18 protein-coding genes are annotated in these 24,390 nt (G+C 66.5%); 6 read left to right on the top strand and 12 right to left on the bottom strand.

From position 1 onward, the window contains the following. Positions 1-25: 25 nt before the first annotated feature. The 3 genes from N7590_RS02365 to N7590_RS02355 all read right to left on the bottom strand — a co-directional run bounded on the left by N7590_RS02365 (position 26) and on the right by N7590_RS02355 (position 2,264). Complete coding sequence (locus tag N7590_RS02365; protein WP_164241577.1) at positions 26-922, bottom strand: TIM barrel protein; 897 nt, start codon at positions 920-922, stop codon at positions 26-28. Positions 923-1,122: 200 nt separating this feature from the next. Next, positions 1,123-1,698: a single-stranded DNA-binding protein gene (locus N7590_RS02360; protein ID WP_006423759.1), complete on the bottom strand. Its 576-nt coding sequence runs from the start codon at positions 1,696-1,698 to the stop codon at positions 1,123-1,125. A gap of 170 nt (positions 1,699-1,868) precedes the next feature. Next, entirely contained in the window at positions 1,869-2,264 is a 396-nt protein-coding gene (locus tag N7590_RS02355; protein WP_164241578.1) for a hypothetical protein, read from the bottom strand. Positions 2,265-2,401: 137 nt separating this feature from the next. Between N7590_RS02355 and N7590_RS02350 the strand changes: the two genes are divergently transcribed. The 3 genes from N7590_RS02350 (at position 2,402) to N7590_RS02340 (ending at position 8,062) form a co-directional block, all read left to right on the top strand. Next, positions 2,402-3,433: a LacI family DNA-binding transcriptional regulator gene (locus tag N7590_RS02350; protein ID WP_053449060.1), complete on the top strand. Its 1,032-nt coding sequence runs from the start codon at positions 2,402-2,404 to the stop codon at positions 3,431-3,433. A gap of 129 nt (positions 3,434-3,562) precedes the next feature. After that, a complete protein-coding gene (locus N7590_RS02345) occupies positions 3,563-4,465 on the top strand; it encodes an ABC transporter ATP-binding protein (protein ID WP_049458910.1) in 903 nt (300 codons plus the stop codon). 12 nt (positions 4,466-4,477) lie between these two features. Then, complete coding sequence (locus N7590_RS02340; protein ID WP_164241579.1) at positions 4,478-8,062, top strand: ABC transporter permease subunit; 3,585 nt, start codon at positions 4,478-4,480, stop codon at positions 8,060-8,062. 84 nt (positions 8,063-8,146) lie between these two features. Here N7590_RS02340 and N7590_RS02335 read toward each other — a convergent pair whose 3' ends face one another. From N7590_RS02335 to N7590_RS02310, 6 genes are all read right to left on the bottom strand, one after another. Then, on the bottom strand, positions 8,147-8,440 hold the full coding sequence (locus tag N7590_RS02335) for a hypothetical protein (protein WP_164241580.1): 294 nt from the start codon (positions 8,438-8,440) through the stop codon (positions 8,147-8,149). Further along, positions 8,437-8,901 carry a GNAT family N-acetyltransferase gene (locus tag N7590_RS02330; RefSeq protein WP_053508353.1) on the bottom strand — a complete coding sequence of 155 codons (465 nt, stop codon included), beginning with the start codon at positions 8,899-8,901 and terminating at the stop codon, positions 8,437-8,439. The genes N7590_RS02335 and N7590_RS02330 overlap by 4 nt, the downstream gene beginning before the upstream one ends. 113 nt (positions 8,902-9,014) lie before the next feature. Continuing rightward, entirely contained in the window at positions 9,015-9,401 is a 387-nt protein-coding gene (locus N7590_RS02325) for an SseB family protein (RefSeq protein WP_049458914.1), read from the bottom strand. 140 nt (positions 9,402-9,541) lie between these two features. After that, positions 9,542-11,257, bottom strand: a complete 1,716-nt coding sequence (locus N7590_RS02320; protein WP_164241581.1) for an alpha-amylase family glycosyl hydrolase — start codon at positions 11,255-11,257, stop codon at positions 9,542-9,544. Further along, positions 11,257-12,744: an MFS transporter gene (locus N7590_RS02315; RefSeq protein ID WP_164241582.1), complete on the bottom strand. Its 1,488-nt coding sequence runs from the start codon at positions 12,742-12,744 to the stop codon at positions 11,257-11,259. Before N7590_RS02315 ends, N7590_RS02320 begins: the two co-directional genes overlap by 1 nt. After that, the gene (locus N7590_RS02310) at positions 12,741-14,933 is read right to left on the bottom strand and encodes a Six-hairpin glycosidase-like protein (protein WP_164241583.1); all 2,193 of its coding nucleotides are present in this window, start codon (positions 14,931-14,933) and stop codon (positions 12,741-12,743) included. Before N7590_RS02310 ends, N7590_RS02315 begins: the two co-directional genes overlap by 4 nt. A gap of 237 nt (positions 14,934-15,170) precedes the next feature. Between N7590_RS02310 and N7590_RS02305 the strand changes: the two genes are divergently transcribed. Continuing rightward, on the top strand, positions 15,171-17,222 hold the full coding sequence (locus tag N7590_RS02305) for a glycoside hydrolase family 97 protein (protein WP_164241584.1): 2,052 nt from the start codon (positions 15,171-15,173) through the stop codon (positions 17,220-17,222). A gap of 251 nt (positions 17,223-17,473) precedes the next feature. Further along, positions 17,474-20,242 carry a TonB-dependent receptor gene (locus tag N7590_RS02300; RefSeq protein ID WP_164241585.1) on the top strand — a complete coding sequence of 923 codons (2,769 nt, stop codon included), beginning with the start codon at positions 17,474-17,476 and terminating at the stop codon, positions 20,240-20,242. A 155-nt stretch (positions 20,243-20,397) separates the two neighbouring features. Here the strand turns inward: N7590_RS02300 and N7590_RS02295 are convergent, their stop codons facing one another. The 3 genes from N7590_RS02295 to N7590_RS02285 form a co-directional block, all read right to left on the bottom strand. Further along, a complete protein-coding gene (locus N7590_RS02295; RefSeq protein WP_006423566.1) occupies positions 20,398-20,544 on the bottom strand; it encodes a hypothetical protein in 147 nt (48 codons plus the stop codon). Between the two features lie 18 nt (positions 20,545-20,562). Then, positions 20,563-21,366, bottom strand: a complete 804-nt coding sequence (locus tag N7590_RS02290) for a hypothetical protein (protein WP_239544292.1) — start codon at positions 21,364-21,366, stop codon at positions 20,563-20,565. 155 nt (positions 21,367-21,521) lie between these two features. Then, on the bottom strand, positions 21,522-23,135 hold the full coding sequence (locus N7590_RS02285) for an alpha-glucosidase (protein WP_164241586.1): 1,614 nt from the start codon (positions 23,133-23,135) through the stop codon (positions 21,522-21,524). 214 nt (positions 23,136-23,349) lie between these two features. Between N7590_RS02285 and N7590_RS02280 the strand changes: the two genes are divergently transcribed. Next, the gene (locus N7590_RS02280) at positions 23,350-24,348 is read left to right on the top strand and encodes a polyprenyl synthetase family protein (RefSeq protein WP_053508366.1); all 999 of its coding nucleotides are present in this window, start codon (positions 23,350-23,352) and stop codon (positions 24,346-24,348) included. The last annotated feature ends 42 nt before the right edge of the window (positions 24,349-24,390 follow it).

Raw genomic sequence — 24,390 nt, 5'->3', positions numbered from 1 at the left:
GTTTCTCACCTGGGTGGATATCGTTTCAGACGTCGCAGAGGCGGATCGCCTCACGCAGAGAGTTGATGGGATCTGGCGCCGCAGGCATGAATTCCTGCGCCAGATAGCCCTCGAAACCGGTATCGCGGATCGCGCGGCAGATGGCCGGATAGTGGAGTTCCTGCTGGTCTCCGATCTCGTGCCGGCCAGGCACGCCTGCGGTGTGGTAATGCTTGAAGCAGGCGTGATGCCTGCCGATGGTGGCGATGATGTCGCCCTCCATGATCTGCATGTGGTAGATGTCGTAGAGCAGGCCGAAGTTGTCCGAGCCAAGCCGCTGGCACAGCTCCACACCCCAGGCGGAGTGGTCGCACAGGTAGTCGTGATGATCGACCCTGGAATTCAGCAGCTCCATCACCAGCACCACGCCGCGCTTCTCGGCATGGCCGAGGATGCGCTTGAGGCCGGCCTCGGCATTGGCCATGCCGTCCTGCGGGTCCATGCCGTTGCGGTTGCCGGAGAAGCAGATGAGATTGCGATAGCCGGCATCGGCGACCAGATCGATGTGCCGCGTGTAGCGCTCCACCAGTTGATCGTGGAACTGGCGGCCGGCAAAGCCCTGGGTCAGGCCCAGCTCTGCGCCGTTGCACATCGAGCTGTACACGTCATGGGCCTTCAGCGTCGGCCAGTCCTCCGGGCCGACCAGGTCGATGGCGGCGAAGCCGATGTCCTTCACCGTGCTGCAGAGCTGGGCCACCGACAACTGCGGGAAGGTCCAGCGCGCGACGGAATGCTTCAGGTGGCCCTTGAGCGGTGCAGTAGCGGCGAATGCAGGCAGTACACCTGCGGTGCCGAGGGCGATGCTCCCGGCAACCGCCATGCGCAGCGCATCGCGCCGCGTGACGCCCGTCGCCGGGGCCGGTCTGATCGAATGGATGGACATCCACCTTCCGGCCTCCCAACCGGTATCAAACGCAACGATTCACAGCAATGCAATCGATTGCACCATAGGGGAGGAAATTGCCGGTTTGCAAGTTGCGCTGCAAGAAATTCAATGCTGCGCGGCACAACCGCGAAGGACTCTCGAAAAAAGAAAAGCCCCGCATGGCGGGGCTTTCTTTTCTGCTGCAGGCGAGCACCCGATCAGAAGGGAATATCGTCGTCGGCGAAGTCGTCCATCGGCGGAGCCTGCTGCGGCTGCGGACGCTGGTTGCCCCCCTGGTTGCCGTAGCCGCCGCCCTGGTTGCCGCCCTGGTTGCCATAGCCACCGCCCTGGCCGCCGCGCTGGCCACCGCCACCGCCGCCGTACTCCTGGCGCGGCGCCTGCTGGCGCTGCGGGCGATCGCCGCCGTAGTTGCCGCCACCGCCACCGCCGCCGCCTTCACCACGGCCGCCCAGCATCTGCATTTCATCGGCGATGATATCGGTGGAGTACTTCTCCACGCCGTCCTGGCCGGTGTACTTGTCGTAACGCAGGCTGCCTTCGACGTAGACCGAGCTGCCCTTGCGCAGGTACTCGCCGGCGATCTCGCCAAGCTTGCCGAAGAACACCACGCGGTGCCATTCGGTGCGCTCCTGCTGGTTGCCATCCTTGTCCTTGCGGACGCTGGTGGTGGCCAGGCTGATGCGGGTGATCGCCATGCCGCCCTGGGTGTACTTCACGTCCGGGTCGTTGCCGAGATTGCCGACCAGGATGACTTTGTTGATGCCGCGCGCCATAGATGGATTCTTCCGTTGTCCGGGGCTGGGTCAGTGATAGCACACCCGACGGGGTGCCGATACGCTGGACCTCCCACGGTTGCGAATGGGGGATATCGGAACGAGGCATCTTACCATTCCCTTCGCCCCCGGCCCGTCGGGAATCCGGCCGATACGGGTCGGAACCGGCCTCAACGAAGCAGGGGGCGATCCAGCAGCAGGCCGGTGACCCGCGTAACCTCCCCCACCGCCACCACCTTGGGCCCTTCATGGCAGTGGAAGCGCACGCCCGGCCGGATACGCTCCCGGTGCAGCCCCACCCTCAGCACCTCATTGACCACGGTCAGGCCGGCCAACAGGGACTCTCCCACCGGCAGCGGCAGCTCGGTCGCCCAGCTGTCGCCCTCAGCGTGCCGGAAGTCGGGCCAGATCATGAACAGCTCGGGTGTCCCGACGTCATCGGCGTAGGCGAAGTCCCAGCGGATACCGTTCCGGGCCGGGCTGCGACGCCCACCCTCCCTTGGCGCAAGGATGCGGATCTGCGCCTCGAAATCGTCCGGGACATCCGGGTACAGGCGAAAGGTCACCCGCTGGCTCCTCCAGGTTGTGGCGTTGAACGTCTCACGACCCTGGTGGTGTCCACAACCTGGACCGGCCAGGACTGCCGGCAGCCACCGCATGGCATCATGCCCAGGCACCTTCCACCCGGCCCCTTCCGAGCCCCATGATCATCAAAGGCAAAGCCACCTCCCTGGACATCGCCCACCTGGCCGGGGTCTCCCAGCCCACCGTGTCGCGGGCCCTGCGTGGCAGCCCGATGGTCAACGCCGAGACCCGCGAGCGCATCCTGCGCATCGCCCGCGAGCTGAACTACAAGGTCGACAAGAACGCCTCCAGCCTGCGCCTGCGCAATGCCGGCACCCTGGCCCTGCTGTTCTTCGAGGACCCGACCAACGACGATTCGCTGATCAACCCGTTCTTCCATTCGATGCTGGGCTCGATCACCCGCGCCTGCGCCCTGCACGGGCAGGACCTGTTGGTCTCGTTCCAGCAGCTCTCCACCGATTGGCAGGCCGATTACGAAGACAGCAACAAGGCCGACGGCATCATCCTGCTGGGCTACGGCGACTACCACGAATCGCGCGACCGCCTGCAGCGGCTGGTCGAACAGGGTACGCACTTCGTGCGCTGGGGCGCCGCCCTGCCCGGCCAGCCCGGCGTGTCGATCGGCAGCGACAACTTCCAGGGCGGGCACGACATCACCACCCACCTGCTGCAGCAGGGCTGCCGCCGGATCGCCTTCCTCGGCCATGCCTCCAGCCATTACCCCGAATTCCAGGAGCGCTACCGCGGCCATGTGGCGGCGCTGCAGGAGCGCGGCCTGAGCGCCGAGCCAGCGCTGCAGCACGATGCCATCACCACCGAGGCTTCCGGCCAGCAGGCCTGCCAGGCGCTGCTGGCGCGCGGCGAACCGATCGACGCGATCTGCGCGGCCAGCGACCTGATCGCCATCGGTGCGATGCGGGCCCTGCGCGAGGCCGGGCTGCGGGTGCCGCAGGACGTGGCGGTCACCGGCTTCGACGACATTCCGCTGGCGGCTTCGGTGTCGCCGGCGCTGACCACCGTGCAGCAGGACACCAAGCAGGCCGGCCAGCTGCTGGTGGAGCGCCTGCTGGCACTGATCGGCCGGCAGCCGGTGGACAGCCAGAGCATCCCGGTGAAGCTGGTGGTGCGCGATTCGTCGCAGCGCGGGTAGGCAGCGAAGGGCCACTGGCCCTGCCAACGCGCGACAGCCGGATTCCCCCCCCATGACCAACGGCGGATGCGCACGGACGCGGATGCGCGGATAACGCGCAGACATCGCCCAGGGAAAGGTGTACGTCGCATGCTGAAGATCGATTCGCTGTCCAAGACGTACGCCAACGGCGTGCACGCACTCAACAACGTCAGCCTGGACATCCCGCGCGGCATGTTCGGCCTGCTCGGCCCGAACGGCGCGGGCAAGTCCTCGCTGATGCGCACACTGTCCACCCTGCAGGAGGCCGACAGTGGCACGGCCACGCTCAGCATCCCCGGCGAAGCGCCGATCGACGTGCTGCGCGACAAGGACGCCGTGCGCCGCCGGCTGGGCTACCTGCCGCAGGATTTTGGCGTGTATCCAAAGGTCAGCGCGCTGGACCTGCTGGAGCATTTCGCCGTACTCAAGGGGCTGACCCAGCGTGCGCAGCGCCGCGAAGTGGTCGATGGGCTGCTGCAGCAGGTGAACCTGTGGGATGCGCGCAAGCGCAAGCTCGGCACGTTCTCCGGCGGCATGCGCCAGCGCTTCGGCATTGCCCAGGCGCTGCTGGGCGACCCGCGGCTGGTGATCGTCGATGAACCCACCGCCGGCCTCGACCCGGAGGAGCGCAACCGATTCCTCAACCTGCTGGCGGCGATCGGCGAGAACGTGGCGGTGATCCTGTCCACCCACATCGTCGAGGACGTGACTGACCTGTGCCCGACGATGGCGATCATGAACAAGGGCCAGGTGCTGTTGACCGGGCGCCCGGCCGAAGCGATCGACGCGCTGCAGCACCAGGTCTGGCGCAAGCAGGTCGATCCTTCGGAACTGGCCGACCATGAGGCGCGCTACGTGGTGCTGTCCACGCGACTGGTGGGTGGCCGCCCGGTGATCCACGTGCACAGCGCCAACGACCCCGGCGACGGCTTCGCGGCGGTGGCGCCCGACCTCGAGGACGTGTACTTCCAGCGCCTGCGCCTGCAGGCCCGTGCCCGCGCGGCGGCCTGAGCGGAGCGCGCCATGATCCTCAACTTCTTCCGGTTCGAGCTGCGCGAGCAGCTGCGTTCTCCGCTGCTGTGGCTGCTGGCCGGGCTGTTCGCCCTGCTCGCCTTCGCCGCCGCCTCCAGCGATGCCGTACAGATAGGGGGTGGCACCGGCAACGTGCACAGCAATGCGCCGACGGTGATCGCGCAGATGCTGGGCATCTTCACCCTGCTCGGCATGCTGGTCACCGCCCTGTTCGTCAGCAACGCGCTGCTGCGTGACTTCGAACTCGGCACCGCCGAACTGATCTTCGCCAGCCCGGTGAAGCGTCGCGACTACCTGGCCGGCCGCATCGCGGCAGCGCTGGCTGCGGGGTTGCTGGTCTACGTCGTGATCGCGTTCGGCCTGTGGCTGGCACCGTTCATGCCCTGGGTCGATCCCGAGCGCATGGGGCCGATCAGCTGGCGGGGCTATGCCTGGACCTTCGCGGTCATCGTCATTCCCAACCTGCTGTTCACCACCGCACTGCTTTCACTGCTGGCGGCACTGACCCGCTCGATCCTGTGGGTGTACATCGGCCTGGTCGCCTACCTGGTGCTGTTCGGCGCCAGCGCCGCCCTGCTGCGAGACATCGACAATACGTGGATCGCGGTGCTGAGCGAGCCGTTGGGCATGCGCGCGCTGGGCCGCACCATCCGCTACTGGTCCACCGCTGAACGCAACAGCGGCATTCCGGAACTGGCTGGCTACCTGCTGGCCAACCGCGCGCTGTGGCTGGGCGTGGCCGCGCTGCTGTTTGCCGCCACGTTTGCCCTGTTCCGCACCGAGCGCAGCGGCAGCGGCCGCCGTCGATGGGGCCGCAAGCCTACCCTGCCCGCTGCGGATGCCGTCGCGGTCCGTCCCGCCCGCGCGGACCTGCCACGCGTGGTTCCGGCATTCACCGCGACCACGGCCTGGCAACAGTTCCTGCGCCAGGTGCGTTTCGACACGGGCGGCGTGCTGCGCAGCGTGCCGTTCATCGTGCTGCTGGTGCTGGGCCTGGCCAACTTCCTGCCCAGTGCGCTGTTCCGGCAAACCCTGTACGGCACCTCGATCTGGCCGGTCACCTCGCAGATGATCATGGGCCTGCAGGGTGCCTTCAGCTGGCTGCTGGTGATCATCGTGCTGTTCTTCGCCGGCGAACTGGTCTGGAAGGAACGCAGTGCGCGCATCAACGAAGTGACCGATGCCATGCCGGTGCCGAACTGGGTGCCGCTGCTGGCCAAGTTCACTGCGCTGCTGGCGGTGATCATCTGCTTCCAGGCAGCCGGCGCACTGGCCGCGATGGGCGTGCAGCTGGCCAAGGGCTACACCCATCTGGAGCCATTGCTGTACCTGCGCAGCCTGGCGCTGGATTCGGTGGTCTACATCCTGATGGGAGGCCTGGCGCTGGTGCTCCAGGTACTGACCAACAACAAGTTCGTCGGCTACGCGCTGCTGATCGTGGTGATGATCGGCCAGGGCGTGCTGGGCATGCTCGACTACACGCAGAACATCTACAACTTCGGCAGCTGGCCGATCGCCCCTTATTCGGACATGAATGGCTACGGCCACTTCCTGACCGGCCAGCTGGCGTTCCAGGGCTACTGGGCACTGTTCCTGCTGACCCTGATGTGCCTGGCCTCTGCGTTCTGGGTGCGCGGCGTCAGCCAGGGCCTGCGTCAGCGCCTGGCCTTGGCCGGTCGTCGCCTGCGCGGCCCCACCGGCGCGCTTGCCGGGCTGGCGGCGCTGGCCTTCATCGGCGTGGGCGGCTGGCTGTACTGGAGCACCAACATCCGCAACGAATTCATATCGCCCGACCAGCAGCTGGATCTGCAGGCGCGCTATGAGCGTGAACTGTCGAAGTACCGGAACCTGCCGCAGCCGCGCATCGTGGCGGTGGACAACCGCGTGGACCTGTTCCCGGAATCGCAGTCGATGGTGATCGATGCGAACTGGACGGTGCGCAACACGCATGCCGTGCCGATCCAGGACGTGCATGTCTCGATGGGCGATGACAAGCAGCTGGTCGCGGTTGACCTGGGTGGGCAGACCTTGTCGATGCACGACGCCGATCTTGGCTACCGCATCTACCGTCTGGCCACGCCACTGCAACCGGGTGAAAGCCGCAACGTCCACTTCCGGGTGGTGCAGAAACCCAACGGCATCACTGCCGGCCAGGCGCCGAGCAACATCGTCGACAACGGAACTTTCTTCAACAGCCGCGTACTGCCCTCGTTCGGTTACAACGAAGGTGCCGAGATCAGCGATCGCAACGAGCGCCGCAAACGCGACCTCGGCGAACCGCGGCGCATGCCCAGGCTGGAAGACCAAGCCGCACGTGCCAACACCTACATCTCCAATGATGCCGACTGGCTCGACTTCCGTACCACGGTCTGCACCGCGCCGGACCAGATCGCGCTGTCGCCGGGCTACCTGAAGCATGAGACCTCAGTGAACGGCCGGCGCTGCTTCAGCTATGCCATGGACCGGCCGATGCTGAACTTCTATGCCTACCTGTCGGCACGCTGGGAGGTGCGCAAGGCAACGTACAAGGACATCCCGGTGGAGGTCTACTTCGACCCGGCGCACGGCTACAACGTGGACCGGATGATCGAAGCGGTGCAGAAATCGCTGGCCTACTACGAGGCCAACTTCACGCCCTACCAGCACCGCCAGGTACGCATCATCGAGTTCCCGGGCTATGCCCGCTTCGCGCAGTCGTTCGCCAACACCATCCCCTACTCCGAGGCCATCGGCTTCATCGCCGACCTGCGTGATCCGGACAAGGTGGACTACGTGTTCTACGTCACCGCGCACGAGATCGCCCACCAGTGGTGGGCGCACCAGGTGATCGGTGCCAACGTGCAGGGCGCAACGGTCCTTTCCGAATCGCTGTCGCAGTACTCGGCGCTGATGGTGATGGAGCAGGAGTACGGCCGCCAGCAGATGCGCCAGTTCCTCAAGCGCGAACTGGATGGCTACCTGTCCGGGCGTGGTGGCGAAGCCATCGAAGAGCAGCCGCTGGAGCGCGTGGAGAACCAGCAGTACATCCATTACCAGAAGGGTTCGCTGGTGTTCTACCGGCTGCGCGAGGAAATCGGCGAGCAGGCCCTGAACCGCGCGTTGAAGCGTTTCCTGCAGGACAAGGGGTTCCAGCAGCCGCCCTACACCACCTCGCGCGAACTGCTGGGCTACATCCGTGCCGAGACCCCGGCCGACCGCCAGCAGCTGGTCACCGACCTGTTCGAGAAAATCAGTTTCTACGACAACCGGGTGATGGCCGCCAGTGCGCGCAAGCGCGATGACGGTCGCTACGACGTGACCCTGGACCTGCACGCGGCCAAGCAGTACGCCGATGGCAGGGGCAAGGAAAGCGACGGCACGATGGATGACTGGGTCGAGATCGGCGTGTTCGCCAACGGGCCTTCGGGCAAGGAACGCGACCAGAAAGTGCTGTACCTGCAGCGCCACCACATCACCGGCGCCGCGCCGAAAATCACCGTGACCGTGGACGGGAAGCCGGATGAGGCGGGCTTCGACCCGTACAACAAGCTGATCGACCGGGTGAGCAGTGACAACCGGCGCAAGGTGACGTTGTGAGGTGATCGAGCGCCGGCCCCCGTGCCGGCGCTCCGCGTGGAAACTTTAGTGCCGAGGCATGCTGTCGACGAGAGCCGCGAAGGTTCAGCGCACCGGGGGCTTCGGCCCCAACACCGCCAGCAGCACGAAGACCACGATCGAGGCAACGGTGCCGAGCGCCGCCGGCAAGCCGAACGCCCAGGCCGAGCGTCCCTGCTGGCGCGCCCATTGCGCCAGATGCCAGGCCGCGCCCAGGTTGATCAACCAGGCAATGACGAACACCGGCCATAGCACCATGCCCACTGCGCGCAGCAGGGGCATGGACACCAGCGCAGCAACGATGGCCGTGACCAGGAAGATCAGTGCGGAACTGGAATGGCGCGCCGCGTGCATGCTCATGAAGACAGCGTCCGCACCATCACCAGTACGCGATAGTTGCGGTTGTCGGCTTCCTGCAGGGGCATCCAACCCAGCCGCGAATACAGGCCACCATCCAGGGCCTCGGTCTGCAGGTACAGCTCGCAAACCCCCATCTGCGCGGCCTGCGTCACAGCCTGTTCAACCAAACCGCTGGCCAACCCGCGACCACGATGGCTTTCGGCCACGAACACACTCCCCAGCCAGTGCTCGTACTGCGGGAAGGCCTGCATCTCGCGGCGTTTGAGCTGCACTGCGCCGACCAACTGGCCGCCATCGAAGGCGGCGATCAGATGCGGGAAGCCGTCGGCATCCTGCACTGGGTTGAGCCGTTGCAGTTCCTGTTCCAGAGACAGGCCGGCGTCGCGGCCCCATTGCGCGTGATACCACTGCGCCAACTGCTGCCGTTCCGGTGCCCCGGCGGGTAATACCCTGAATTCCATGGCCATGCCTTGATGGGGAAGCGTTCTGTAGTGTCGAGCCATGCTCGACTCATCCGGTATTTCGCGAAATGCAGTCGAGCATGGCTCGACTCTACAGAATGCGCAGCGGCGATTCAGCCCTGCGCGAAATCCTTCAGGATCTCGCCGACGCCGCTGGGCGAAATTTCGAAGCCCAGCGGGGTGCCCGGGTTGATCACCACGCCGTAGCCACCCGGCACGCGGCGCAGCACGTCCAGCATCAGCCAGCGGATCTGGTGCGGTGCCTGCTGGCTGTAGATGCCGACCCGCGACGGATCGGTGAAAACGGCTACGTGCAGGGTGCCCTGCTTGTCGAACAGCAGCGGGTCGAAGCCGCTGCCGTCGGGGGTGACCAGGCTGCCGGTCAACAGCACCACCTCGGAGGCGACGAAGGCCTCCATGAAAGCGCGGATCGGCACCGCCCCGTCCATCGCCGCCTTCAGCAGGGTTTCGATCGGGGTCTGCGGGGCGAGGTCGGTCATGGCGGTACGGCAGGCTGCGGGAGGGGGCTATTGTAGAGTCGAGCTTGCTCGACTGCTCGAGAAGCGTGCCAACCAAGGTTGGCGCCCACCAGAGCGGTAGGCAGGCGCCAGGAATCCGGGGGTCGGCCAGCCGGCCGGCACTACCGCCCCAGCCGCTGGTCCCGTGCCCGCTGGTCGGCCATCGCCTTGTCCAGCTCGGCCTGCAGCGCCGGCTGCTGTACGGCAGCCTCCAGCACATAGACCTTCACCCCGTGCGCCGGCACTTCCGCGGTCAGCGCCTCCTTCACCTTCAGCTCGCCGCCGTCCAGCGCATCGCGCCAGCGACCGGCCTGAACGAAGCGCGTCACGCTGAAGGCCTTGGCTCGGTCGCCCTTGTTCAGCAGCACCAGCGCGGTCTGCGCCACGTCGCCGTGCTGCAGCACGCGGAAGAACACCGCCTCGTCGTCTTGCAGGCGCTCGTTGACCTGCAGGCCGCGCTGCAGGGCCGGGGTGGCCTCACGCAGTCGGGCGATGCGCTGCAGCGGCGCGAAGATCGGGCTCTGCGGCGCGGCATCCACGCGCGGCTGGCCAAAGTAGGCACGGTTGCCGGCGTGCTCGGCGCGGCCACGCATGAAGCCGGTTTCCGAACCGTAATAGACCACCGGGATGCCGCGTGCGGTGAACAGCCAGTTGTGCGCGTCGATGAAGCCGTTGTCGCTGGCCTGCAGGCGCGGCATGTCGTGGTTGTCGTAGAAACTCATCAGCTCGTACGGATTGGCGTACGGCCCGCCGCTCAGGTGCAGCGGCTCGGCCAGCGTCTCAAAGCCCTTTCCTGCGGTGCCAAAGGTCTGTTCCAGGGCACCGCGGAGCGGGAAGTCCAGCACGCTGACGTTGGCGTTGGCCGGCCAGGTGTGCTCGGCAATGCGCGCGGCATCGTAATCGAACGCTTCGCCGAACATGAACATGCCAGGATGCTCGGCGCGGATGCGCTTGACGAAGGCATGCCACCACGGATGCGGCAGCCAGCCGATGGTGTCGATGCGCAGCGCGTCCACGCCCTGCGCGGTCCACTGCAGGTAGGCGCCCACCAGGTAGTCCATCACTGCCGGGTTGTCCTGGTTGAAGTCGGACAGCTCGGCGAGATTGCCATCGAAGATCGAACCGTCCTTGCTGTCGACCGGGCCGATGCTGTTGTAGAACGCATGCAGCGGATTGTGCTTCGGGTCCAGCTTCTGCGGCGGCAGGTTCTGGTGGTCGGCGATCAGCTTTCCGTCCTTGTCGAAGATCTGGCCGAACTGCGGCTGCCGCGTCGGCATGGTCCAGGCCGGCGAGCCATGGTTGCCGACGATGTCCAGCACCACTTTCAAGCCTGCGCCGTGCAGTCCCCTGGTCAACCCTGCGAAGTCCAGGTCCTTGCTGGGGAGGTGCTCATCAAGTTTGTAGAAGTTGATGCCCCAGTAGCCGTGGTAGCCGGTCTTGCCACGGTCGGTCAGCGTGCTGGTGCAGCTGATCGGCTTGCTGCCGGTGAAGGCTTCATCGGGGTTGTCGACGATCGGCGTGATCCACACTGCGCCGAAGCCAAGATTGCGGATGTACTGCGCATTGTCGAGCACGCCGCGGAAATCACCGCCGAGATAGCCGATGTTGCCGTCCACCTTGTCCGGGCACGGCACCGGGATATCGAAGGTACGATGCGTGCCGCCCTGGTCGCGATGATCGTTGGACGGGTCGCCGTTGACGAAACGGTCGGTGACCACGAAGTACACCGCATCGCTGGCGAACGGCTCGGTGGTACCCACGTAATCCGGGCGCGGCGCAGCCGCCGCATGGCCGGCCAGCAGCACCAGGGAAACAGCAACAGACAGCGCACCACGCATCACACCACCTCCGGACGGGACGGGACCCGCAGCACGCACAGGCCGGCGACGAACAGGCTGCAGCCACCCAGCACCAGCACATGCATTGGCTGGCCACCCAGCCAGGTACGCAGGGCAAAGCCGAGCGCACTGGCCGCGACCAGCTGCGGGATCACGATGAAGAAATTGAAGATGCCCATGTACACGCCCATCTTCGACGCGGGCACACTGTCGGACAGCAACGCATAGGGCAGCGACAGGATCGATGCCCAGGCGAAGCCGACGCCGACCATCGACAGCAGCAGCCAGTGTGGATCGCGGATGAACATCAGCGAGACCAGCCCGGCACCGCCCAGCCACAGATTGACCAGGTGGCTCCAGCGCAGGCCGATCATCCGCACCATCGGCGGGATCAGTACCGCAGCCAGCGCGGCGAAACCGTTGTAGGCACCAAACAGCACGCCCACCCAGTTGGCGCCTTCGTTGTAGGCCACCGACTGCGGATCGGTCGAACCGAAGTGGGTACCGGCCACCGCGGCGGTGGTGTAGATCCACATCGCAAACAACGCGAACCACGAGAAGAACTGCACCCACGCCAGCCGACGCATGGTCACCGGCATCGCGCGCAGGTCGCCGACGATGGCCGCCAGCATGTGCGTGCCCGGCAACGCGCGCGCCAGTGCCAGCAGCAGGCCGTAGCCGGCGCACAGGCCGGCCAGCACGTACAGCATCTTGTCGCCCTGGCGCCAGGCAATCAGCAGCGCCAGCAGCACGCCGATTCCCAGCCACAGGGCCACCTGGCCCCACGATGCGGGCCCGATGACTGCGGTGCCGGCATGGTGCGCCGGTGGCTCGGCATCCTCGAAGCCGGCCAGTTCCGCCGGGGAATACTCGCGGGTGCTGAGCACCGTCCAGGTGATCGCCGCCAGCAGCACCACTGCGCCGAAGTAGAACGCATAGCGCACCGTATCCGGCACTTCACCAGCGACGGCCGTATTGGCCACGCCGAAGTGGGCCAGGATGAATGGCAGGAAGCTGGCCACGATGGCGCCGACGCCGATGAAGAAACTCTGCGTCGCGTAACCCGCCGGCCGCTGCCGCGGTGCCAGCTGGTCACCGACAAAGGCGCGGAACGGTTCCATCGATACGTTGATCGAAGCATCCAGCACCCACAACGTGCCGGCGGCGATCCACAGCGTGGGCGAGTTCGGCATCACCAGCAGGGCCAGCGTGGTCAGCACCGCACCGATCATGAAGAACGGACGGCGGCGGCCCCAGCGCGTCCAGGTGCGGTCGGACAGGTAGCCGATCACCGGCTGCACCAGCAGGCCGGTCAGCGGTGCGGCGATCCACAGCCCCGGCACCGCGTCCATGTCCGCGCCCAGGGTCTCGAAGATGCGGCTGGCATTGGCATTCTGCAGGGCGAACCCGAACTGGATGCCGAGGAAGCCGAAACACATGTTCCAGATCTGCCAGAACGACAGCTGCGGCTTGGCAGGACGGTTCATCGTGCTTCCTCTTCCGTTGCCACCTGGGCGACCTTCAGCGCCTGCACCTGGGCCTGGTTGAGCACGCCCTCGCGGCCGCCCTTGCCCCCGGTGTAGTGCGCGAAGTGCTGCAGCGCGCTCATGTTGAAGCCCTCTTCAAGCGTGACCATGCACTGCCCCTTGGGCACCGTGAACGTAGCCGAGGTCGAATCCTGTACGGCCACGCTGTGTGGCAGCGTGACCGTCTGCTTCTGCATAGGCTGGCCCGGGCAGTGCAGCACCAGCTGCTTCACCGCCGCGGTGACGCCGGTGTTGATCGGCCCGTTCGGGTTGCTGTACTGCAGGCGCAGGCGCACCCGCCCGGCGTTGGCCGAAGTGAACTGCAAGCGCTGCTCGCCCTGCAACAACTGCTGCGGCCCGACACAGACCGTCGGGCCGTGCAGCGATTCCAGCGCACCCTCGCGCCGGGTCAGGCTGAGGCAATGCTGCAGGCCATCGTCGCTGACGTGCACCTGGCCATTGCTGGCGGCGACCTGCTTACCGTCCTTCCACAGCCGCTGACCGGCCGCCACCGGCACGATCCAGCCGGCGCCGGCGCGCGTGGCCTGCGGTGCAGGCGGCGTGGCCGGCGCACGGGCATTGGCATCGGCGGTCATGCCGCGGCCTCCCGCCGCGGCCGGTGCGGCCACCAGCTGCACCGTGGTCGTGTTGCCGTGGGTCTGCGTGCTGCCGGCTACCAGCAGGCCAGCCCCCAGCGACGCCGGGCGCTCCAGCACGTAGCGCTTGCCGTCGGCTTCCAGGCTGATGCGACGCTGCGTGCCGAACAACTCCGGCACCAGTACCGCCGGCAGCTTGGGTTGCATGCGGCCATCGTCCTGCACGCCGAACACGCCCTCGATCACCATCGACAGATACCCGGCCACCGACCACAGCTGGCGCTCGGAGTTGACCACCGGCCCACTGAGCTTGCCTTCATCGACATGCACGGCCTGGCTGACCAGTTCGTAGTTCTCCATGTTGGAACCGGCCAGCGCCGCGCCCTGCATCAGCGAACGGATCTCGGCGGCAATGCGCGGCGCATCGTCCAGCTGGCGCGCGGCACGCAGCGAGTAGGCGCTGACGAATGGCCAGATCGCGCGGTTGTGATAGATCGGCTGCTGCGCTTCCTGCGGCCAGACCACCGGGCTGCCGGCCGGCCCCATCGGGTACGTCGCCAGCGCGCGGCGCGCGCGTTCGGCCGGCAACACGTCGGCGAGGATGCCGAGCGACAGGCCGAGCAGATCGACCTTGGCGTACGGCACCGGGTGCGCGGCTTCGCCGATGTAGCTCATGTACTGGCCGATATCCTCGCGCCAGAAGCGCGCATCGATCTGCCCTGCCAGCGCATCGGCCCATGCCCTGTAATCCGCCGCGCGGGCATCGCCCCGCTGGCCGGCCAGGCGTTCGGCCAGGCGCAGCGCCTGGTAGTGCAGCACGTTGGTGGACAGTGCGTACGAATCACCAATGAAGCGTACGTCCTCGCGCGTCCAGTCCGGATAGGTCTGCTCGCGCCAATCGAGGAACGAGGTCTCGCCGCGGTACAGGCCCATCTGCGCGTCGAACACCATCGCACGGTCCTGCGCCAGCGTGCTCTGCAGCGCCTGCCAGACCTGGTCGGCAAACGCGGGATCGTCCAGCAGATGACGTGCAGCCAGGAACCACACCACGCGGTCGCTGCTGATCGGCCAGCTGCCGCCGGACCCGGTGTCCTGCGCGACGAACAGGCCGGGCGTATGCCCATCGCGCGCGGCCGACAGCTTGAATTGCAGCGATTGCCGGGTGCGCTTCGGGTCCAGCCGTGCCAGTGCCAGGTCGGCGGCGAAGCTGACATCGCGGGTCCACACATAGGGCCAGCGCGCACCGGTCTGGAAGCATTCGCACGGTACCGGTCGGCCCTCGTCGAATGCAGGATCGCGGATCGCATCCACGCGATCCTGGTCCATCTCCTGCTGGGCCAGCGCGAACAGCGCATCGAACATCACGCTGCCGGTCTGGCTGCGCATCGGTGCGGCTGCGATCTGCACTGCGCCCTTCGGCGCATGCAGCACGAAGCTGCCGCCGGCAGCGGCTTCGGCGCGCGCCTGGCGGCCGTGGAATTGCAGGTCGGCCGCCTGCGCGGTCGAACCCAGCGCTGCCCCCAGGGCAGCGGTCAGGCAAATGATCTTCAGCATCGAAGCGGCGGACCGGCTTGCGCCCGTCGGCCTCCCTCCCTCTCTGCACGCGTTGTAGGTCCGCACCATCGTTGCCGACGGGCGGGCACGGCGCCTCCCTCAAGGTGCCTTGGCCCCATGGTAGACGCGGGGCTGTCGGCTGCGTCCGGCTGCATACGTATTCATGGCGTCGTGCGGTAGCGTACCTGTCGCACTGGCTTATGGTCCGGGTCTGCCAACGGCGCCTTGGGAGGGGAAATGCCGATGTCACCCACTGCTGTACGGCCCATGCTCGCGCTCGTGTTCGGCCTGGCGTTGCTGGCAATGGCCGCGTTGGCGCAGGCCGCGCCGCAGGTCGTCAGTGTCGAATCGCCGGGCAAGGTGCTCAAGGCCAGCCTGGTGCTGGACGGCGGCACCGCCCGCTACCGCGTCGAGCGTTTCGGCGAGACCGTGGTGGAGGATTCCAAGCTTGGCTTCGCCCTGCGCGACGGCCGCCTGGACCGTGATTTCACCCTACTCGGCCAGCAGCAACGCAGCGTCGATGACAGCTGGGAACAACCCTGGGGCGAACGTCGGCTCACCCGCAACCACTTCAACGAGCTGACCGTGCAGCTGGCCGAGACCACCGGCAGCAAGCGCCGGCTGGATGTGGTGTTCCGCGTCTACGACGATGGACTGGGCTTCCGCTACGTGTTCCCCGAGCAGCCGAACCTGCGCGAGGCGATCATCGAAGACGAGCTGACCGAGTTCGCCATTGCGCCGGAATCGACCGCCTGGTGGATTCCTGCCGGCGAGCCGATCCACTACGAATACCTGTACCAGCGCACGCCGCTGCGTGAGGTGCCGCTGGTGCATACGCCGATGACCCTGCGCAGCCGCGATGGCCTGCACGTTGCGATCCATGAGGCGGCGCTGGTGGACTACGCCGGCATGTGGCTGCGCCGCACCGAGGGCCAGCGCCTGCGCGCGCAGCTTTCGCCCTCGGCCGAGGGTTGGAAGGTGCGCCGCGCCCTGCCCTTTGCCACGCCGTGGCGCACGCTGCAGATCGCCGACCGTGCCGGCGGGCTGGTCGAATCGGACCTGATCCTCAACCTCAATGAACCCAATGCGCTGGGCGATGTGAGCTGGGTAAAGCCGGCCAAGTACCTGGGCGTGTGGTGGTCGATGCACCTGGACAACGAGAGCTGGGCGAGCGGCCCGAAGCACGCGGCCACCACCGCGAAAACGAAGAAGGTGATCGACTTCGCTGCTGCGCATGGCTTCCGCGGCGTGCTGGTGGAAGGCTGGAATCCCGGCTGGGATGGCAACTGGGTTGGCAACGGTTACGACTTCGACTTCACCCGTGCCACGCCGGACTTCGATATCGAGGCGCTCTCGGCCTACGGCCTGAAGAAGGGCGTGCACCTGATCGGCCACCACGAAACCGGCTGCGCCATCGAGCACTACGAAGACCAGCTGAGCGCCGCGCTGGACCTGTATGCGCGGCTGGGCGTGGACCAGTTCAAGACCGGTTACGTCTGCGACGACGGCCAGGTTGACCGCCGCGATCCGAGCGGCGGCCCGCTGTGGCGCGAGTGGCACGACGGGCAGTTCATGGCCCGCCACCACTTGAAGGTGGTACAGGAGGCCGCGCGCCGGCACCTGTCGGTGAACCCGCATGAGCCGATCAAGGACACCGGCCTGCGCCGCACCTACCCGAACTGGATCTCGCGCGAAGGCGCGCGCGGCATGGAGTACAACGCCTGGGGCCAGCCACCGAACCCGCCCGAGCATGAGGTCAACCTGGTGTTCACCCGCATGCTGGCCGGGCCGATGGACTACACCCCCGGCATCCTCAGCCTGAAGGGCCGCCACGGCCAGGCCATTCCCAGCACGCTGGCGCGGCAGCTGGCGCTGTACGTGGTGCTGTACAGCCCGATCCAGATGGCCGCCGACCTGCCCGAGCACTACCTGCAGCACCGCGAGGCGTTCCGCTTCATCGAAGACGTGGCGGTGGACTGGGAGCAGAGCCGCGTGCTCGATGGCGAAGTGGGCGACTACGTGACGATCGTGCGCCGCGACCGCAACAGCCGCGACTGGTTCCTCGGCAGCATCACGGATGAACACGGCCGCGTGCTGCCGGTGTCGCTGGGATTCCTTGAGCCGGGCGTGCGCTACCGCGCCGAGATCTACCGCGATGGCGTGGGTGCTGATTTCCGTAGCAATCCATTCGCGTTCGCGCGCGAAACCCGTGAGGTGACCAGCGCCGACGCACTGACGCTGGTGCTGGCACCGGGGGGTGGGCAGGCCATCCGCTTCACTCCGCTTTGAATGCCCCGATGGCGTCGGCCGCTGGCCGGCAACCCGATGCACGTGATTGCCGGCCAGCGGCCGGCACTACCGCACGTGCGACCTGAAAGCGATTACACCCCTGCAAACGCCATTGAATACGTATGCAGGGTGATTCCCGCGAAGAACGCGCTGCCTACCATAGCGGCGACGACAGCGGCCACCGCGTCGCACGTCCACGGTCACTCCGGGACGTTCACGAATCGATCTGCAACATTGCCTGGGAGGGGAAAATGTTGAACCACAAGCGCAGTGCGCTGAGTCTCGCGCTGGCCGTTGTGCTGGCGCCGACGCTGGCGTCGGCACAGTCCACGCAGAGCACCACCACGCCGGCCGCCACCGCCGCCACCAACCTGGATACGGTGCAGGTCACCGGCATCCGCCGCGGCATCGAGAGCGCGATCGCGGTCAAGCAGGACGCCACCTCGGTGGTCGAAGCGATCTCCGCCGAAGACATCGGCAAGCTGCCCGATGTCAGCATCGCCGAATCCATTTCGCGCCTGCCCGGCCTGGCCGCGCAGCGCGTGGCCGGTCGTGCGCAGGTGATCAGCGTGCGCGGCCTGTCGCCGGACTTCGCCACAACCCTGCTCAACGGCCGTGAAGTGGTCAGCACCGGCGACAACCGCGGCGTCGAGTTCGACCAGTACCCGTCCGAACTGGTCAACGGCGTGACCGTGTACAAGACCCCGGATGCCGCACTGGTCGGCCAGGGCCTGTCGGGCACCATCGACATGCAGACCGCACGCCCGCTCAGCTTCGGCGAACGCGTGATCGCGGTCAGTGGCCGCTACCAGAAGAGCTCGCTGGGCCGCGCCGCCAACGTCGATCCGTACGGCAACCGCTTCAGCGCCAGCTACATCGACCAGTTCCTGGACAAGACCCTGGGCATCGCCATCGGCTACGCGCACAGCGACATGCCGATCCAGGAAAACCAGGTCGGTCTGTACGAGCCGTGGACCACCGAGCACACCGACAAGGGCGAGCGTCGCGGAATCGCGCCGGGCACCTACTTCACCGATGGCATCAAGGCGCTGCGCCGCACCGGCAACAACAAGCGCGATGGCGTGATGGCCACCATCCAGTTCCGGCCGAACAACAGCTGGACCAGCACCTTCGACGCGTTCCACACCGAAGCCGAGCAGATCGATACCGCCAACCAGTTCGAGCTGAGCCTCAGCGGCAACGGCGAGGACAGCAACAACCCCAATGCGATCCTGCCGGTGTTCAGCAATGTCGGCCGCAACGCCGATGGCAGCTTCACCGGCGGCACGATCAACAATGCGTATCCGCTGGTGCGCGGCATGTACAACAAGCGCAAGGACAAGATCGATGCGTTCGGCTGGAACAACGAGTTCAACGTGGGTGGCGTGAAGCTGGTTGCCGACCTGAACTACTCCAAGGCCACCCGCCGCGAGATCAACCTGGAGAACAACCTGCAGCTGGTGCCGCGCCCGCAGTTCGACACGATCGGTGTCGTCGTGAACAGCGATGGTTTCTCGCAGATCAGGCCGGGCCGGGACTACTCCAACCCGGAGAGCCTGTTCCTGACCAACACCATCTATGGTTCCGGCTACGGCAAGGTGCCGGAGGTAGAGGACCGCCTGAAGGGCGCCAAGCTGGCGGCGACGCTGCCGGTTCCCGAAGCCATGTCCAGCTGGTTCTCCGATGTGGACGTGGGCGTGAACTACGCCGACCGTCGCAAGCAGAAGGCCCAGGCCGAAGGCAACATCCTGCTCGGTGCACAAGGCGAATCCACCATCGCCCCGGACCTGCAGTATCGCCCGGTCAATCTCGGCTTCGCCGGCATCGGCTACATCCCATCGTGGAATGTGCCGGCTGCGGTGGGGCGCTACATGACCTTCAACCCGGTCGACAACCTGGACTACCTGATTCCCAAGTCGTGGACGGTCGAGGAGAAGATCACCACTGCGTGGGCGCGCCTGAACATCAATACCGATATCGGCGTGGTCGGGGTGCGCGGCAACGTTGGCGTGCAGATGCAGCACACCGACCAGAGCTCGGATTCACGCTACTGGGACAGCTCGCAGCCGGCGGGCAGCAACATCCAGCCCTTCTCTGCCGGCAAGACCTACAAGGATTGGCTGCCGAGCTTGAACCTGGTGTTCATGTTCCCGCACCAGCAGACGCTGCGCTTCGCCGCTGCCAAGCAGGTGGCACGCCCGCGCGTGGACCAGATGCGCGCCGGCCTGGAGTTCGGCGTGGATACCAACAATGGCCGCCCCGGCGGCAGTGGCGGCAACCCGCTGCTGGACCCCTGGCGTGCCACCGCACTGGACCTGTCCTACGAGAAGTACTTCGGCGAGAAAGCCTACGTGGCCGCCGCGATTTTCTACAAGGACCTGAAGAGCTACGTCTACACCCAGTCGGTGGACAACTATGACTTCAGCGGGCTGCTTGGCAACTACGTACCGCCGCCGGGCATGACCGCGCCGGTACAGACCGTCGGCACGTTCTCGACCCCGCAGAATGGCAAGGGCGGCACGTTGAAGGGCCTGGAACTGACCGCGTCGTTCCCGCTGGACATGCTGACCGACAGCCTGCGCGGCTTCGGCGTGCAGGCCAGCGCGACCTTCAACAAGAGCGACATCACCATTCTGGATCCGGAGAGCGCGTCCAGCGTGGGTACCGATCCGATCAGCCTGCCGGGCCTGTCCAAGCGCGTGTACAACTTCACCGCCTACTACGAGCGTAGTGGCTTTGAAGCACGCGTGAGCCAGCGCCGCCGTTCGGACTTCATCGGTGAAATCGGCAACTTCAACGGCAACCGCACCCTGCGCTACGTGGTGGGCGAGAACGTGACCGATGCGCAGGTGAGCTATACCTTCAGCGACAGCAGCGCCCTGCGTGGCCTGACCCTGCTGCTGCAGGGCAGCAACCTGACCAACGAACCGTACCGCACCTACGCCGGCAGCAAGGACCGCCCGCTGGAGTACATCGAGTGGGGCCGCACCTACATGCTGGGCGTGAACTACAAGTTCTGACCTGGCCAAGGTAGTGCCGGCCGCTGGCCGGCAACCCTGATTCGGTAGTGCCGGCCGCTGGCCGTCAACACAAGGGGAGCAGGACCGGAAACCCGCTGCGCAGGCAGCGGGTTTTCTTTTGCATCGGCGCTGCCGTGGATGGATGCGGAACCGGCTCATCCTGCTTCGCAGGTGACCAGCGCGGCGCAGCTGATCGCGATGACCAGTATCAGCGCCAGCAGGATCCACCCACTGGATCGGCCAAGCGCGTGGCCAGCAGGGTTCAGCGCAACGGAAATGATCTGGCCCAGCAGTTCCCACATGGCAGAACCGGTCCCTGCTCAGAACTCACCCGATGCCAATTCGATGAACGAACGCTGGCGACTGGCGGCGGTGATGACGCAGGAGCGATAGACCCGATGCCCGGAGACACCCGTGACATAAGCAACGATCTGGACTGACATCTGGGCGACATAGGACCAGCCAGGTACCCATCCCACCGGCTTCGGCACGAGGCTGAAAGCAGCAGAGCAGTCCATGATGTGTTTGGTTGCCTCACCGAGAACGTGCCCCACCTCGGTGTTCATGTTCCAACCTGATGCCAGTTCGGCAGACCAGATCGCGGCTGCCACCGACCGCATGGCGGCCTGCTCTTCCACGCCTGGCAATGCCAGGATCGATGCAGGGGCGCGCTCTTCCAGCGAACGCTCGGTGGAACGCGAATGACCAGGAGACAGCTCAAATCGCTTCGCCCAGATCAGCAGCACGCGCTGTTGAAGCTCACCGGAGGTCGAGAAGTAACGCACCGCGCGGTCTTCAGCGTTGTAGTACGCCGCGTGCAGGGTGCCATCGGGGTAGACCACGACCGCCGCAGCATGATGCCCGGGGAACCCCAACCGCCACCCATCAAGCAGCAACCCTCCCTCTTTCAGCGGCACCGGTACCGCCGACTCATCGAAGTTGCGCCGGAACGCGCCGTATTCCGGTCCGAGCAACTGCTTCAGGCCGGGCACCACATCAGAGCCCTCAAAGGCATCCTCCAGCGCAGGGCCCACGGTCACGATGGGCGTGGCGCAGACAGGGTGGGCGACAGACAGCGCCACAGCCAGCGCCAACAGGCGCACCAGGGAAGTGAAGATACGCATCGGAGTTCCGCCGTGCTGGGAGGGCCATCAGTGTTTCCGCCTGCCCTGCCCGGCGCCATGCCAGAAGTTGGAAAGTCGTCGCCACCGGCGGCCCACAAAAAAGGGACGGGGCGCTTCGGCCCCGTCCCCGCAAGTACCGCCACCGGAGAAAACGGTCAGCTGCGTCGGGCGCAATACACCGCACGCGGCGGCAGCTGGAGTTCATTGCCCTGCACCGTGCCCGCATCCGGGCCCGGCACCGCCACCTGCTGCCAGTGGCCCGGCGGCAGCGGATGGCTCACCGCCTCGGCCGACAGGTTGAAGGCCAGCAGGAGGGTTTCATCTGCAAGCATACGCTCGAACAGCAGCACTGGCTCGGCACTTTCGATGAATCGGAGGCTGCCGTGCAGGAGCGCCGGCTGGCCACGCCGCCAGGCCAGGAAGGCCCGGAACGCCGCCAACACCGAGTGCGGATCGCGCTCCTGCACCGCCACCGCCGCGGCCCGGTGCTCGGCCGGGATCGGCAGCCAGGGCTTACCAGAAGTGAAACCGGCCAGCGGCGCATCGGTCCATGGTAGCGGGGTACGGCAGCCGTCACGGCCCTTGAAGTTCGGCCAGAAGGTGATGCCGTAGGGGTCCTGCAGGGCCTCGTACGGCACCTCGGCCTCGGCCAGGCCCAGCTCCTCGCCCTGGTACAGGCAGACCGAGCCACGCAGCGAGCACAGCATCGCCACCAGCATCCGCGCCAGGCGCGGGTCGGCCGGATGGCCGCCCCAGCGGCTGACCGCCCGTTCCACGTCGTGATTCGAAACCGCCCAGCACGGCCAGCCTTCGGTCATCGCCGCTTCCAGGCGCGAGACCGTGTCGCGGATGTAGGCCGCGCTGTAGTCGTCCACCAGCAGCTCGAAGCTGTAACCCATGTGCAGGCGGCCGTCGCGGGTGTACTCGGCGGTGGTGGCCAGCGAGTCCTCCGAGGAGATCTCGCCGAGACTGACCGCCCCCGGGTACGCGTCCAGCAGCGCGCGCAGGCGCTCCAGGAACGGCAGGTTCTCCGGCTGGGTATTGTTGTAGTAGTGATACTGGTAGGCGTAGGGGTTGTCCGGGCTGAAGCCGCGCCCCACCCGCTTGTCAGCCGGCTTGGGCGGGTTGTCGCGCAGCTGCGCGTCGTGGAAGCAGAAGTTGATGGCGTCCAGGCGGAAGCCATCCACGCCGCGATCCAGCCAGAAGCGCACGTTGTCCAGGGTCGCCTGCTGCACGTCCGGGTGATGGAAGTTCAGGTCCGGCTGGTCGACCAGGAAGTTGTGCAGGTAGTACTGCTCGCGGCGCGGCTCCCACTGCCAGGCACCGCCGCCGAACAGCGACAGCCAGTTGTTGGGCGGCGTGCCGTCCTCGCGCGGGTCGGCCCATACGTACCAGTCCGCCTTGGGATTGCTGCGGTCCTGGCGGCTCTCGCGGAACCAGGCGTGCTCGATCGAGGTGTGGCTCAGCACCTGGTCGATCATCACCTTCAGGCCCAGGCCATGGGCCTTGGCCAGCAGGCGATCAAAGTCGTCCAGGCTGCCGAACAGCGGATCGACGTCGCGGTAGTCGGCGATGTCATAGCCGAAATCGGCCATCGGCGACTTGAAGAACGGCGAGATCCAGATCGCGTCCACGCCCAGCGTGGCGATGTGGTCCAGGCGCTCGATGATGCCTGGCAGGTCGCCGACCCCATCGCCGTTGGCATCGAGGTAGCTGCGCGGGTAGATCTGGTAGATGACGGCTCCGCGCCACCATGGATAGTGCGACATCGACAGCCCCCCTCCGGGCATGCGTGACCCGCCGGAAGCGGGCCGAAATCCTGTTCCGGCAAGCTTAGCGGTGGCCTCCATGGCATGGCGCAACCTGCATACGTATTCACGCAGGCAGCCGGCCGGACCCGGGCGAAGGTGCCGCCCGTCGCGGTTTGCGCCCGAATTCACGGGTAGCGCCTATAATCGGCGGTGAGCCTGAAAGCCTGATCGCATGACCATCACCGAAGACACCCGTCCCTTCCTGGGCCTGCCCCAGATCCAGTCGCTTGCCGCGGCCGACATGGCCGCCGTCGACGCCCTGATCCGGCGCCGCCTGTCCTCGGACGTCGTGCTGATCAACCAGATCGCCGACCACATCATTTCCGCCGGTGGCAAACGCCTGCGCCCGATGCTGGTGATGCTGGCCGGCCACGCGGTCGGCCACGCCGGCCCGGACCACCACCAGCTGGCGGCGATCATCGAGTTCATCCACACCTCCACCCTGCTGCATGACGACGTGGTGGACGAATCCAACCTGCGCCGCGGCCGCAGCACCGCCAACGCACTGTGGGGCAACGCGCCGAGCGTGCTGGTCGGTGACTTCCTGTATTCGCGCAGCTTCCAGCTGATGGTTGAACTGGAGCGCATGCCGGTGATGCAGATCCTGGCCGATGCCACCAACCGCATTGCCGAGGGTGAAGTGCTGCAGCTGCTGCACGTGCACAATCCGGATACCGACGAAACCGCCTACCTGCGCGTGATCGAGCGCAAGACCGCGGTGCTGTTCGCCGCCGGCACCCGCCTGGGTGCGCTGGCCAGCGGTGTGGACGAAGCGACCCAGCAGGCCCTGTTCGACTACGGCATGCACCTGGGCTACGCGTTCCAGATCGCCGATGACGTGCTGGACTACTCGGCCAACGCCGAGGAACTGGGCAAGAACCTCGGTGATGACCTGGCCGAGGGCAAGGCGACGCTGCCGCTGATCCACGCCATGGCCCACTCCGATGACGCCACCCGCGAGCGCCTGCGCGCCATCGTGCAGGACGGCGATGCCTCGGCGATGCCGGAAGTGCTGGCCGCGATCCGCGCTACCGGCGGCCTGGAATACAGTCGTCGCCGTGCCGAGGAATACGCCGAAGCCGCCGAGCGCGCGCTCGATGGCCTGGCCGACAACGATGCGGTTGCCGCCCTGCGCGGCCTGGCCCGTTACGCGGTGCAGCGCTCGCATTGACCGCATTCGGTAGTGCCGGCCGCTGGCCGGCATTTCCGATGA

The sequence above is a fragment of the Stenotrophomonas sp. GD04024 genome (genome assembly GCF_029837545.1).
Classification (GTDB): domain Bacteria; phylum Pseudomonadota; class Gammaproteobacteria; order Xanthomonadales; family Xanthomonadaceae; genus Stenotrophomonas; species Stenotrophomonas forensis.
The sequence above is the reverse complement of the archived record's forward strand: the minus strand, read 5'-3'. Positions and strand labels throughout refer to the sequence as shown.

What these genes read in the sequence shown, in the direction of transcription:
- N7590_RS02305 (WP_164241584.1), top strand. Translation starts at nt 15,171, where the DNA reads ATGCCGATGTCACCCACTGCTGTACGGCCCATGCTCGCGCTCGTGTTC.
- N7590_RS02290 (WP_239544292.1), bottom strand. Translation starts at nt 21,366, where the DNA reads ATGCGTATCTTCACTTCCCTGGTGCGCCTGTTGGCGCTGGCTGTGGCG.
- N7590_RS02285 (WP_164241586.1), bottom strand. Translation starts at nt 23,135, where the DNA reads ATGTCGCACTATCCATGGTGGCGCGGAGCCGTCATCTACCAGATCTAC.
- N7590_RS02360 (WP_006423759.1), bottom strand. Translation starts at nt 1,698, where the DNA reads ATGGCGCGCGGCATCAACAAAGTCATCCTGGTCGGCAATCTCGGCAAC.
- N7590_RS02335 (WP_164241580.1), bottom strand. Translation starts at nt 8,440, where the DNA reads ATGAGCATGCACGCGGCGCGCCATTCCAGTTCCGCACTGATCTTCCTG.
- N7590_RS02320 (WP_164241581.1), bottom strand. Translation starts at nt 11,257, where the DNA reads ATGCGTGGTGCGCTGTCTGTTGCTGTTTCCCTGGTGCTGCTGGCCGGC.
- N7590_RS02310 (WP_164241583.1), bottom strand. Translation starts at nt 14,933, where the DNA reads ATGCTGAAGATCATTTGCCTGACCGCTGCCCTGGGGGCAGCGCTGGGT.
- N7590_RS02365 (WP_164241577.1), bottom strand. Translation starts at nt 922, where the DNA reads ATGTCCATCCATTCGATCAGACCGGCCCCGGCGACGGGCGTCACGCGG.
- N7590_RS02330 (WP_053508353.1), bottom strand. Translation starts at nt 8,901, where the DNA reads ATGGAATTCAGGGTATTACCCGCCGGGGCACCGGAACGGCAGCAGTTG.
- N7590_RS02345 (WP_049458910.1), top strand. Translation starts at nt 3,563, where the DNA reads ATGCTGAAGATCGATTCGCTGTCCAAGACGTACGCCAACGGCGTGCAC.
- N7590_RS02300 (WP_164241585.1), top strand. Translation starts at nt 17,474, where the DNA reads ATGTTGAACCACAAGCGCAGTGCGCTGAGTCTCGCGCTGGCCGTTGTG.
- N7590_RS02340 (WP_164241579.1), top strand. Translation starts at nt 4,478, where the DNA reads ATGATCCTCAACTTCTTCCGGTTCGAGCTGCGCGAGCAGCTGCGTTCT.
- N7590_RS02350 (WP_053449060.1), top strand. Translation starts at nt 2,402, where the DNA reads ATGATCATCAAAGGCAAAGCCACCTCCCTGGACATCGCCCACCTGGCC.
- N7590_RS02280 (WP_053508366.1), top strand. Translation starts at nt 23,350, where the DNA reads ATGACCATCACCGAAGACACCCGTCCCTTCCTGGGCCTGCCCCAGATC.
- N7590_RS02295 (WP_006423566.1), bottom strand. Translation starts at nt 20,544, where the DNA reads ATGTGGGAACTGCTGGGCCAGATCATTTCCGTTGCGCTGAACCCTGCT.
- N7590_RS02315 (WP_164241582.1), bottom strand. Translation starts at nt 12,744, where the DNA reads ATGAACCGTCCTGCCAAGCCGCAGCTGTCGTTCTGGCAGATCTGGAAC.
- N7590_RS02325 (WP_049458914.1), bottom strand. Translation starts at nt 9,401, where the DNA reads ATGACCGACCTCGCCCCGCAGACCCCGATCGAAACCCTGCTGAAGGCG.